This is a genomic window from Bacillus sp. KS1 (genome assembly GCF_020075515.1).
GTDB lineage: Bacteria > Bacillota > Bacilli > Bacillales > Bacillaceae > Bacillus > Bacillus velezensis.
The window spans coordinates 24,737-36,760 of record NZ_JACAWW010000019.1 but is presented as its reverse complement, the minus strand read 5'-3'; the positions used below and the strand labels follow the sequence as shown (position 1 = coordinate 36,760).

General features: G+C 46.1%; 13 protein-coding genes. 4 read left to right on the top strand and 9 right to left on the bottom strand.

The window, feature by feature from the left end; genetic code table 11:
* Positions 1 to 8: 8 nt before the first annotated feature.
* From HWY38_RS13895 to HWY38_RS13875, 4 genes are all read right to left on the bottom strand, one after another.
* Positions 9 to 989 (bottom strand): ABC transporter permease subunit, encoded by a 981-nt coding sequence (locus HWY38_RS13895; protein ID WP_224182051.1) that lies wholly within the window; start codon positions 987 to 989, stop codon positions 9 to 11.
* Positions 983 to 1,861 (bottom strand): ABC transporter ATP-binding protein, encoded by an 879-nt coding sequence (locus tag HWY38_RS13890; RefSeq protein WP_224182050.1) that lies wholly within the window; start codon positions 1,859 to 1,861, stop codon positions 983 to 985. Before HWY38_RS13890 ends, HWY38_RS13895 begins: the two co-directional genes overlap by 7 nt.
* Entirely contained in the window at positions 1,854 to 2,246 is a 393-nt protein-coding gene (gene ytrA, locus HWY38_RS13885) for a GntR family transcriptional regulator YtrA (protein ID WP_003152275.1), read from the bottom strand. Before ytrA ends, HWY38_RS13890 begins: the two co-directional genes overlap by 8 nt.
* A gap of 347 nt (positions 2,247 to 2,593) precedes the next feature.
* A complete protein-coding gene (locus HWY38_RS13875; protein ID WP_003152272.1) occupies positions 2,594 to 2,866 on the bottom strand; it encodes a YtzC family protein in 273 nt (90 codons plus the stop codon).
* Positions 2,867 to 3,102: 236 nt separating this feature from the next.
* Between HWY38_RS13875 and HWY38_RS13870 the strand changes: the two genes are divergently transcribed.
* The 3 genes from HWY38_RS13870 to HWY38_RS13860 all read left to right on the top strand — a co-directional run bounded on the left by HWY38_RS13870 (position 3,103) and on the right by HWY38_RS13860 (position 4,966).
* Positions 3,103 to 4,071: a TIGR01212 family radical SAM protein gene (locus HWY38_RS13870; protein ID WP_007408822.1), complete on the top strand. Its 969-nt coding sequence runs from the start codon at positions 3,103 to 3,105 to the stop codon at positions 4,069 to 4,071.
* Positions 4,068 to 4,649, top strand: coding sequence for a tRNA (mnm(5)s(2)U34)-methyltransferase (locus HWY38_RS13865; RefSeq protein ID WP_224182049.1), 582 nt, complete (start codon positions 4,068 to 4,070; stop codon positions 4,647 to 4,649). The genes HWY38_RS13870 and HWY38_RS13865 overlap by 4 nt, the downstream gene beginning before the upstream one ends.
* A 122-nt stretch (positions 4,650 to 4,771) precedes the next feature.
* On the top strand, positions 4,772 to 4,966 hold the full coding sequence (locus HWY38_RS13860; RefSeq protein ID WP_003152265.1) for a hypothetical protein: 195 nt from the start codon (positions 4,772 to 4,774) through the stop codon (positions 4,964 to 4,966).
* 17 nt (positions 4,967 to 4,983) lie between these two features.
* Here the strand turns inward: HWY38_RS13860 and HWY38_RS13855 are convergent, their stop codons facing one another.
* The 3 genes from HWY38_RS13855 to HWY38_RS13845 form a co-directional block, all read right to left on the bottom strand.
* The gene (locus tag HWY38_RS13855) at positions 4,984 to 5,793 is read right to left on the bottom strand and encodes a glycerophosphodiester phosphodiesterase family protein (RefSeq protein WP_224182048.1); all 810 of its coding nucleotides are present in this window, start codon (positions 5,791 to 5,793) and stop codon (positions 4,984 to 4,986) included.
* A 106-nt stretch (positions 5,794 to 5,899) separates the two neighbouring features.
* A complete protein-coding gene (locus HWY38_RS13850) occupies positions 5,900 to 6,979 on the bottom strand; it encodes a tetraprenyl-beta-curcumene synthase family protein (protein WP_025285155.1) in 1,080 nt (359 codons plus the stop codon).
* 20 nt (positions 6,980 to 6,999) lie between these two features.
* A complete protein-coding gene (locus HWY38_RS13845) occupies positions 7,000 to 7,779 on the bottom strand; it encodes an alpha/beta hydrolase (RefSeq protein ID WP_003152261.1) in 780 nt (259 codons plus the stop codon).
* Positions 7,780 to 7,825: 46 nt separating this feature from the next.
* Here HWY38_RS13845 and HWY38_RS13840 point away from each other — a divergent pair, with 46 nt between their 5' ends.
* Entirely contained in the window at positions 7,826 to 8,341 is a 516-nt protein-coding gene (locus HWY38_RS13840; protein ID WP_029326247.1) for a gamma carbonic anhydrase family protein, read from the top strand.
* A 176-nt stretch (positions 8,342 to 8,517) separates the two neighbouring features.
* Here the strand turns inward: HWY38_RS13840 and alaP are convergent, their stop codons facing one another.
* A complete protein-coding gene (gene alaP, locus HWY38_RS13835; protein WP_014418695.1) occupies positions 8,518 to 9,921 on the bottom strand; it encodes an alanine permease AlaP in 1,404 nt (467 codons plus the stop codon).
* A gap of 203 nt (positions 9,922 to 10,124) precedes the next feature.
* Positions 10,125 to 12,023 (bottom strand): asparagine synthase (glutamine-hydrolyzing), encoded by a 1,899-nt coding sequence (gene asnB / locus HWY38_RS13830; RefSeq protein WP_003152255.1) that lies wholly within the window; start codon positions 12,021 to 12,023, stop codon positions 10,125 to 10,127.
* Position 12,024: the final 1 nt, after the last annotated feature.

Genomic DNA, 12,024 nt, shown 5'->3' with positions numbered 1-12,024 from the left:
CTCCTCTCTTACACATGCTTCGTTTTTTTATAAATCACAAAATAACTGACCAAAAATCCGATCGCTCCTCCGACCAGCATCCCGGCCACATACCCTGTCATCGTATGTCCCGTCGAGTACCCCGCCAGGCCAAAACCGAGAACGGCGATTATGATCACCACAATCTGAATGGGCCGGTCAAGCTGTCTCCAGAGAAAAAAACGGCCGTTCCGTTCCACCGGCTGCCTGACATAGCAAAAGTACCCGATGGCATAAAATACAATGCTCATCACTGCCGGGATGATTAATATATACTTGCTGGCAGATACCCAGTCCGTATTAACATACATAATCGGAATCAGATATTGAAACGAATCGTTTAGGTAAGCATTGACTGATGGCATCAGCTCATGCATGCCGACCCTGAAGATAACTTCCGCATTTGTCAGCGGCAACGTAATAATCAGGTAAGGCGCTATCGACACGGCAAACGCCGTTAACAGCTGGGCGAACGTATTCCCCGTTAAGCAGCCCGCGCTCGCAACCAATGTAAAAGCCAAAACACTCACAATAATCTCTCCGACGCTGTAATGGTGGAAGAAATATACGCGCTCAGGCTTTAACAGAAGAATGAGCAGTTCAGCCAGCCCGTAGCCGATCACCTGAGCGCCGGTAATGACCGCCGCTCCGAGCCAAAATTTAGTGCGAAACACCTGAGCGCGGGAATAAGGCAGACTGAACAGCGCATCAATCGTTCCTTTCGTACGCTCCAGTCCGAATAAGCAAACCGCTAAGATGACAGCGGGCGCCCAGTTTAAGTTCAGCATTCCGCTCTCCAGAGAATTCACATAAAAGTTACAATATGCTTCCGGGGTGTCCAGACAGCCTTGATAAACCAGATAGGTATTTAACACTTCAAATGGATTGACCGCCGCTAAAAAAATGCCGACCATCACAAGAACAGTTCGATTCTGCACCCATTCCCTGTACAGCAATCCCCTGTCTACCATCTCCGGTTCCCTCCAAACTTCGCGATGAAGACTTCTTCTAAGTTCACAGGAAGTTCGTTCCATACTTTCGGCTGCAGCTCTTGCAGAAAGTTCTTTTTCTTTTCATCGTTCTTTTGAATCAGCACCGTATAAAACACACCGGCATGGTTAAGAATCGGTATGTTTTGTTCTCTGATCTTCAAGGCGACGTTTTCTTCAAATGCCATTTGGATTTTCATGTACTCTTCCTTCATAACATCCAAGTCCATCACATTCGTCAGCTGATTTCCTTCCAAAAACCCGATCCGGTTGCACATTCGCTCAATATCTTCTAAACGGTGTGAGGTAATCAGAATGCTCGTTTCCCGTTCAGCCACTTCATCCACCATAAGCTGCAGCACGTCATGACGCGTTACGGCGTCAATTCCGTCCGTCGGTTCATCCAAAAGAATAAGTGCCGGGCGTGAAGCAAAGGCAAGGACGAGCGCAAGCTGTTTTTTCAGGCCTGTCGATAATTCACGGTATTTCTTCGTTTCCGGAATACCGTACCTGTTCATCAGCTCATTGGCGTAAGTCACATCAAAATTCGGATAGATTCTGCTTACAATCGCAACAAGCTGTTTATATGTATACTTGTCATAAAAAGGATTTTCAACAGGCATATAAATGATGTTCTGTTTTACTTTCGGATGCCGCTTTATTTCCACCTGATTAAATAAAACCGTCCCTTGATCCGGCAGCAGAATCTGCTGAATGAGCCGGAGCAGTGTTGTTTTCCCTGATCCGTTTCGCCCGAGCAGCCCGAAAATCTCCCCTTTTCCGATGGTGAGCGAAATATCCTTGAGCACTTCTTTACCGTCTATCGTTTTTGAGAGATTCCGCAATTCAATCATGATCCTTGCCTCCTTTCACATCAGCGCTGATTTCCTTTATCCATTCCTGCAGCTTCTCCAGCTCAACTCCCGCGTAATGGGCATCGATGATGAGCTGTTTCAATTGCTCTTTTATCATCGTCATCTTCCCTTCAACCAATGTCGTTTTTGCATTCTCCGATATATACGTTCCTCTTCCCCTCAGCGTTTCAATGACACCATCGCGTTCGAGCTCCTTGTACGCTTTGCTGACTGTGTTCGGATTGGCGATAATGATCGTTGCCAATTCCCTGACAGAAGGAAGTTTATCCCCCGGCTTCATGATCCCTTTTAAACAAAGCTCTTTCAGTTGCTGTATGATCTGCTCATAAATCGGAGTTGAGCTTCTCGGATCGATTTGAATCATTTACTTCCCTTCTTTCTTTTACGAGCTGCTCTCTTTCTTTAAATGTTCTGCCATTGAAAACCGATGACGACAAGAACGACAAACAGACTGCTGGCCAAAACCGAGGCGGCGATAATAAGAGGCACATCTTGTTTTACGGATCTTTTGTTTTTCATGAAAGTTCCCCTTCCCTATGCTTAACATTTATATGTCGATTTCATTTTTTGAGTGTTTTATGTGTATTACATCAAGTAGTACACATAATACAATAAACACACTCCGCCCTATTGTCAATTCTTTTTTAAAAAAAATACAAAAAAACCCGCCGGGATTCCGGCAGGTTTGCTGAACCATTTGAAACGGCGCGGTCAGTAATCAAAATTACGCTGCAAAATCATATTGTTTTGCAAGGTCTGCAGCTGCAATCTCATTCGGTAAAGCTGCTCTCTTTGCTGATCATTCGCAGATAATGACAGCTTGTTTAATTCATTCACCGCGTTTTCAAGCATCATTTGCGCTTCACTGTACTCATTATCATTATAATGCTCTTGTTTCGAAGCGGTCATGAATTGCTCATTCGCAAATTCATACGCCTGTTCGCTTCTTTGGAGATGTTCATCTACTGATTGTCTTGTTGCCAACGAAACCCCTCCTCAGTGAATGGGAAATCAAACTTAGTTTGAGCGGACCAAAAATAATAACACCCGAAGGTTGAAGGAAAGAGAACCAAATTTTCCGTGTTTAACTAAAGGAATGAGAATCCTGCCTGCAGTCATAATAAACAAAAGAAAGCCGCATCCTGTTTTCAGATTGTGAACCCCCATCATTCATGCTACAATTTTAGGATGCATCTGATGTGAGGGAGGCTTTTTGAACATTGAACGAGAATAACCCTTTTCCTTATTCAAATACGGAAAAACGGTACCATACATTAAATTATCATCTGCGGGAGCATTTCGGGCATAAAGTATTTAAAGTCGCGCTTGACGGCGGTTTTGACTGCCCGAATCGGGACGGCACGGTTGCACACGGAGGCTGCACATTCTGCAGCGCGGCGGGTTCCGGCGATTTTGCCGGCAATCGGGCCGATGACTTACTCACGCAATTTCACGATATCAAAAACCGCATGCACGAAAAGTGGAAAGACGGTAAATATATCGCATATTTCCAAGCGTTCACGAATACGCATGCCCCGGTAGAGGAGCTGCGTGAAAAATTCGAATCCGTCCTCAAGCTTGACGGCGTTGTCGGCATGTCGATCGCGACCCGTCCGGACTGCCTGCCGGACGATGTCGTGGAATATTTGGCCGAACTGAATGAGCGGACCTATTTGTGGGTTGAACTCGGGCTGCAGACCGTGCATGAGCGGACCGCCCTTCTGATCAACCGCGCCCATGATTTTGACTGCTATGTTGAGGGTGTCAATAAACTGAGAAAACACGGCATCCGCGTTTGTTCCCATATCATTAACGGGCTTCCGCTTGAAAACAGGGACATGATGATGGAGACAGCCAAAGCCGTCGCTGATTTGGATGTACAAGGCATTAAAATTCACCTGCTTCACTTATTAAAAGGCACACCGATGGTGAAGCAATATGAAAAAGGAAAGCTGGAGTTCCTTTCTCAAGAAGAATATGTAAGTCTTGTATGTGATCAGCTCGAAATCATTCCCCCGGAAATGATCGTTCACCGCATTACGGGAGACGGGCCGATCGAATTAATGGTCGGACCGATGTGGAGCGTCAATAAGTGGGAAGTACTGGGCGCCATTCAAAAAGAGCTGGAAACACGGGGAAGCTATCAAGGGAAGCTCTTCAGAAAGATCGGGGAGGAGACCGCCCTATGACCTTAATGCACATCCTCCCTTTCAGTAAAGAATTGCTGAAGTCCGCCGCACAGGAAGGGGATATCACAGTTGACGCGACGATGGGCAACGGACATGATACATATTTCCTGGCCGGCCTTGTCGGTGAGACAGGACATGTCCATGCCTTTGATATTCAAGCGGACGCACTCGCTAAAACGAAGGAGCGGCTCGGTGCCGACTTCTTCCCGCGCGTCACGCTTCACCATAAGAGCCATGATCAAATAAAGGCATCGCTGCCTGAAGATGCGCACGGTCGTGTGGCTTGCGCCGTGTTTAATCTCGGCTATCTGCCCGGCGGCGATAAAAGCATTACGACAAACGGCCACTCAACCATTTCCGCGATCGAACAGCTCCTTGAACTGCTGAAGGAGAACGGGCTGATCGTTCTCGTTGTGTACCACGGGCATCCTGAAGGCAAGACGGAAAAAAGTGCATTACTGGAGTACTGCAGCAATCTTGATCAGGAAAAAGCGCGCGTGCTGAGCTACGGCTTTCTCAACCAGCGAAACGATCCGCCGTTTATTATAGCGATTGAAAAGAAGTCAGCCGGCAAATAAAGAATCGGCCTGTCATAAGCGGGCCGATTCTTTTTGTGTTTACTTTTTCTGAAAAATCAATTACTATGAAATAATGGAAAAAAGTTCATCTTTTAAGTGTAACATCTGGGAGGAGCGGCAGTTTGAATATTCTTCGCATCATATTTTCAAGTGTTCCATATGTGATGTTCGTCATCATTTTATCAAGACATTTAGGATTTGAGTTCGCGAAAACCTATTACTGGTGGTTTGCTGCATTTTTTGTCATCGGGCTGATCGGCAAATTCGCAATGCACCTTGCGGCAAAAAAGAAACCGTTAAAAAAAGAGACAGCGTAAAATGCGCATGTCTCTTTTTATTTACTGTTTTGCAGCACGCCGCGTGTATAAGCCGGATTGTTTGTAAAGACACCATCTGCTTTTTGTTTCAGCATAATAGGCGTCAGCGTATGCTCGTCTTCCTTATCAAAAAACACGTGCACTTTCATCTTATTGTGATGAATGCGCTTCACGACTGCTTCATTTGCCAATTTGGCGTTGAGCCCGACTGTATCAGCATACGTTCTGATGGTTTGCAGCTGCTTATCATTTATCTCCTCAGCCTCGTTATCTTTTAATAATCGAACAAGAGGAACTTTTTTATTCATAGATCGAACTTTCTTTAAGCTCTTCCCGTTAAAAGACTCAATGACTGCTTTATGGCTGGTAATCAGCTTATGTTTTTGTAATATGTCAATCAGTTTCTTTTCCATCACCAGGCTGCCGTTGCTTTCTCTTGTCTCAATATAGTAATTGGCAGTTTGTCCGAATTTCTGTATGATTTCTTCTAATGTTAAAATCTTTTCTCCTTTTCCCGCATTCAGTTTCTTAATCTGAGCCAAAGACAGATCATCTGTCATCCCTTTACCATCTGTTGTCCGATCTACCGTTTTATCGTGAATTGCAATCAGATGGCCGTCCTTTGTCTCCCGTAAGTCTATCTCAATATAATCTGCTTTGTCTTTAATCGCACGCGCATAAGACAAAGCTGTATGTTCCGGCTCAATCGCAGAAGAGCCCCTGTGTGCTATCAAGACAGGATGATAGCCGGCGGAAGCATGGATGACGGAGCAGCCTCCGGAAATGGAAAGTAATGCTATGACCGCTAAATACTTTAATTTTTTCATAAAATTAAAGTATCATATTCTGCAGGCGCAAACAATGTTTCATTCTTCACGTCATAAATAAAAAAACTGCGCCGTCATGATTTACACGAGAGGCGCAGTTCACCCATTACGAACTTTTCGTCCAAGCCATCTTCTGAAATTTGCGGTAGGCTCTTCCGTTAATATAAAAGAAAAATGACGTTTTTCCGCTTGCCCTGATCAGCTTTCGCGCGAGGCGGCCCATTTCTTTTTGGCCGGCGACTTTGTCATCGGATAAATAGACGCCGAGCAGCCCCCTGTTGATCAGCCGGTGAAAATTTTCATGCGGAATGCCTTGCAAATGTTCATCCGCTTTTTCAATAAAATGCTGCAGTCTCTGCATCATTTCTTCATGAGACTGATAATACGTACAGAAATTCAGATCGCCTTCAAGCAGATCCTCTTCCTGGTCAATTAAATAATCGAGCAGTATGTGCAGCCCTTGTATGTACGGAAAATAACTGCTGCGGATTTTCTCAGCGGTATGTTCGTTAAAATCAGGCTGGAATGAGTAAGCAACGAGACAGAAAATGCCTAACGTCGATCCGGCGCAGGCCGAGAACTCAAACCACTCCATTTCCGGAAGCTGTGACCGGTACTGCTCAAACCAGCCTTTAAGCCTCGGCACGCGTTCATGCTCAACGACATGCTTATGAACCTGAAGGTCGCAATAATAATCACACAGCTCAAGCAAATAAGGTTTAATGATACCGTAATGTTCTATTGACCCGAGCACCCGCTGGCATGTTCTCACCAGCTCATGAAGATAACCGCCGTCATCCCGCTCGTCTCTGTACTGATAGTACGGCCGCACCTCGGCGCCGACCGTCAGCGCGTCACGCATGGAGAGATGAAGCATGCGGAAGTCCTCGGGATCAAGCGAGGTGCTGCGGTCGCACAGATTGTCCAGATAATCACTGATTGTCTGATACGCGATGATAAATTGCACGCATTTCTGTTTCTGCTCTCCCGAAAGCAGGGCTAAAATGCCGCCGCCTTCACAATGAAACGATTTATCGCGGATACTTGCGGCCGCCTGCTGTCGCAGTTCGGTATTTTTAATGGAATCTGATTTTTCCCGCCACATGTTCAATTCCTGATGAACGAGCGGAAAAATTTCCCGATACACTTTTGCCATAAGGTTAAAAGGATGTTCCGGTACTGTCAACATATGCACCCCCAGCGAATTCAAATATACTGATCTGTAAAGGCTTTTGCCGCCTTAAACACAGTTTCTCTTTCCGGTTCATTAAAAATTTCATGATAAAGCCCTTCCCATTCCCGGTACGATTTATTATGGGAAGCCACACCGGAAAACCATTTGCGGACCTTCATTTTATCGACGATTTTGTCATCACCGCCCTGCATAAGCAAAAGCGGCACCTTTAAAAACGCATCAGTCGGCACCATAGCGGCATCAATGGTTTTTAAAAGCTCTCTGTACCATCTTACGGATACCTTCGTGACATATAAAGAATCGTTTTGATCCGCTTCAATCATATCCGCATTCCTCGTTGCCATATCAGGTGATAAGCCGGAATCCACTCTGAGGGACGGAGCGAGGACGTTCAGTCCTTTAGACGCAAAATCAAGGACTTTATTGACTTTTATTTGCAGACCCAGACAAGGTGATGATAAAATGAGTGCCGTAATGCGGGGATTTCTCTGCTGCTTAAACCATTCTATCGCAATCAGTCCGCCCATGCTGTGGCCCAAAAGGAAAACGGGCGCTTCAAGCGTTCTCGCTTTATCAATCCATATATCTACTTCATCAATGTATTCTTGGAAAGAGCGAATATGCCCTCTGGCGCGGGTCGACGTTCCCTGACCGGGCAAATCGCCCATCACCACGTTATATCCGGAAGATCTCCACATTTCAACGAGCCATTTATAGCGCCCGTGGTATTCGCTCGCCCCGTGGATAATGACAATGGTACCGACGGGCCTGTCTGCTTTCCAAGTCCACATGCAGTTCACCTCTTACATAAATTTAGAGAAAGAAGGATGAGACATGATAATCTACCCTTATAAACAATTTACGCCTGACATACATCCTGAAGCGTTCATTGCGGATAATGCCGTCATAACGGGCGACGTCGTGATCGGAGAACAATCAAGCATCTGGTTCTCGGCAGTCATCCGGGGGGATGTTGCGCCGACAAGGATCGGAAAAAGAGTCAGCATACAAGACTTGAGCTGTCTGCATCAAAGTCCGAACCGCCCGCTTCTTATTGAAGATGACGTCACGATCGGCCATCAGGTTACACTGCACAGCGCAATCATCAGAAAGAATGCTTTAATCGGTATGGGCTCCGTCATTCTTGACGGGGCGGAAATCGGAGAAGGCGCATTTATCGGCGCCGGAAGTCTCGTTCCTCCGGGCAAAACCATTCCTCCCGGCTGTCTTGCGTTCGGCCGGCCCGCAAAGGTTATCCGCCGGCTGACAGAAGAAGACATACGGGACATGGAAAGAATCAGAACGGAATATGTTGAAAAAGGCCGATACTATAAAACACTGCAAGAGAAATAAAAATAGATCAGCTTTGTTTTACTACTGTACCATTTTTCAAAATATTATTTAAGTAATAACCATTTGCGTTCCGCTGATTGTCAGGAAACAGTAGCAAAATGTTCAGGAATTTGTTTTATTCTTCCCCCGCCGGCCCGATCCTATGAAAAAAAGAGCCCATGTCCCGGGCTCTTTTTTTACGCTTTTTCGGCGAATGTCTGTCCGTTTTCCAGATCTATGTCTTTTCTTTTATGGAAACCTTTCCCGTAATAGGCGGCTAATAATATGCCGAACCAGACAGGACCGATGATGACGGCCACCCGGGTCTCTGCATCAAAAGCCATCAGCACAACGACAAAAGCCAGAAATGCCAGCGAGATATATGAGGAAAAGGGGTATAAAGGCATTTTATATTTCAGTTTTTTCCGTTGTTCCGGCTGTAAGCTTTTACGGTATTTCATTTGAGAAAGCAAAATAATCGACCATGTCCAAATCGCCCCGAACGTCGCAATGCTCGTCACCCACGTAAACACTTTCGCCGGCACCACGTAGTTCAGCAAAACGCCGATGCACAACGCGCCCGCTGAAACCAATACCGCTTTTCCCGGCACACCGCCTTTTGTGACCGTACCGTATGCTTTAGGCGCTTCATTTTGCTCCGCCAGATTGAACAGCATGCGCCCCGTGCTGAAGATCCCGCTGTTGCAGGAAGAAAGAGCCGCCGTCAATACGACAAAATTAATGATTCCGGCTGCAGCGGGTATTCCGATTTTTTCAAATGTCAAAACAAACGGGCTTCCGCCTGAACCGATTTCCTGCCACGGATAAATTGACATAATGACAAACAAAGCTCCGACGTAAAAAATGAGAATGCGCCAAAAAACAGTATCTATGGCCCGCGCCAGTGATTTTTCCGGATTTTTGACCTCACCGGCTGTGACACCGATCAGCTCAATCCCGAGATAGGCAAACATGACCATTTGAAGCGACAGCAGCACCCCTTTAATCCCATTCGGGAAAAAGCCGCCGTGACTCCATAAATTGCTGATTCCGAGCGCAACGCCTCCGTTTCCGAGACCGAATACGATCATCACCAGACCGATCGCGATCATTGACAGAATCGCCAAGACTTTAATGAGCGCAAACCAGAATTCAAGCTCACCGTACGCTTTGACCGCCAGAAAGTTGACAGCCGTCATAATGACGAGTGCACAAAGCGCCCAGATCCATGACGGCACGTCAGGGAACCAGTAGCCCATATAAATGCCGACCGCGGTGATTTCCGCCATGCAGGTAACAACCCATAAAAACCAATAATTCCAGCCTGTTAAAAACCCGGCAAGCGGACCGAGATAATCTCTGGCATACCGGCTGAATGAGCCGGCTACAGGCTTTTGAATCGCCATTTCCCCTAATGCCCGCATAATAAAAAACATAATCAGTCCGCTGCAGGCGTAAGCGGCTAAAATCCCCGGCCCGGCAAGCTTTATGGCAGAAGCCGACCCGAGAAACAGTCCGACTCCTATCGCGGCGCCCAACGACATAAGCGAGATATGCCGCTCTTCCAAGCCGCGGTGAAGCGTTTTTTCTTTGTTTTGCATAACTCTCCCTCCCCCTGATTTTGACAAAGAAACAACAAACCGAGACGAAATAGCCAGAAAACACTTTCCGGAATCTACCCGATTAGTCCTATTATAACCTTTTTCTGAATATTGCGTAATACTTTGTCGAAAACAGAGTGGAATAGACGGTTTACAAAAAACAATAGAAAAAAGGCTTTCGATAATATCGAAAGCCTTTTGGATTAAACGAAAATGACTTCTTTCGGCTGATGATTCAGCTCTTCCGGCACAAGTCTTTTTTCAACATTGATGCTGTGCCAGATCATGAAGATCAGTACGGTCCAGATTTTGCGGCTGTTGTCCGCTCTGTCGGCACAATGATCTTCCAGAAGCTGAAGGACATAATCCTTTTCAATATAAGCATCTGTTTCACTTTCACGAATGATGTTGCGAACCCATTCGTTCATTTCATTTTTCAGCCAGTGGCGGATCGGCACAGGGAAGCCGAGCTTTTTGCGGTTAAGCACATGATCAGGCACTACCCCTTCAGCAGCTTTGCGCAGAAGGTATTTCGTCGTGCCGTTTTTCGTTTTCAGTTCATCCGGAATTTTAGAAGCCACGTCAAACACGACTTTATCAAGGAACGGCACGCGCAGTTCCAAAGAGTTGGCCATCGTCATTTTGTCAGCCTTTAACAGGATGTCGCCGCGCATCCACGTATGGATGTCAACATACTGCATTTTATTAATGTCGCTGTATGAACGGCTTTCCGTAAAGTACGGCTTCGTGACATCACGGTATGAAAGCTCTGGATTGTAATGTTTGAGCAGCTGTTTTTTCACGGGCTCTTCAAAAATCTTCGCATTACCGATATAACGCTCCTCAAGCGGTGTGCAGCCGCGGACTAAGAGGCTTTTCCCTCTCATTCCTTCAGGCATGACGGACGCCACATGAAGAAGCATTTTTTTCAGACCGGACGGAATGCGTTCAAACGGTTTAAGCGAAAGCGGTTCGCGGTAAATATTGTACCCGCCGAACAGCTCGTCCGCGCCTTCCCCGGATAACGCGACCGTTACATGTTTTTTCGCTTCTTTCGCGACAAAGTACAAAGGAATCGCCGCCGGATCTGCAAGCGGGTCATCAAAGTGCCAGACGATTTTCGGAAGCTCGTTCATATACTCCTCGGGAGAAATGACTTTGCTGATGTTTTCAATCCCGAGCGCGGCAGCCGTTTCCTTCGCTACGTCAACCTCACTGAAGCCCTGCTGCTCAAAACCGACGGAAAATGTTTTAAGGCTCGGGTGAAATTCTTTCGCAACTGAGACGATAAAAGAAGAGTCGATACCGCCGGATAGAAACGAACCGACAGGCACGTCACTTCTCATGTGGACTTTGACAGAGTCAAAGATTGCGTCTCTGACTTCTTTCACCAATTTATCTTCATCAGACTGAACAGGCTTAAAGTTCGCTTTGAAATATGTTTTAAACGCGATATCGCCTTCCGGACGGATCGTAAACTGGCTGCCCGGCTCGACTTTTTTCACTTCAGCGTCAAGCGTGCTCGGTTCAGGAACGAATTGGAAAGACATATATTGCTGTAAAGAAGCTGTATCAAGATCAATGCCATTTTGAGCGGCCATTAAACTTTTTCTTTCAGATGCAAAATATACTTTGTCCCCGATGGTTGTGTAATACAGCGGTTTAATGCCGAACGGGTCTCTCGCGCCGTACATGACGCGGTCAGCTTTGTTCCAGATTAAAAACGCAAACATTCCGCGAAGCTTTGAAGCAGCTTCTTCTTTATAATGACGGTATGTCGCAAGGAGCACTTCGGTATCGGAATCTGTATTGAAAGTGTAGCCTTTCGCTTCAAGCTCTTCTCTCAATTCAATGTAGTTATAGATTTCGCCGTTAAAAATGATCCAATATTTTTCGTCTTCATATGATAAAGGCTGTCCGCCGTTTTCTACGTCAATAATACTGAGCCGTCTGAAGCCGAATCCGACGTGCTCGTCATGATAATACCCATCGCTGTCAGGACCGCGGTGAACGATCATTTGGTTCATTTGTTTGATTAGCTCTTCTTGATCTGCGGTTTGAGTTAATGGATGCTTATTAAAAACACCGACAAATCCACACATA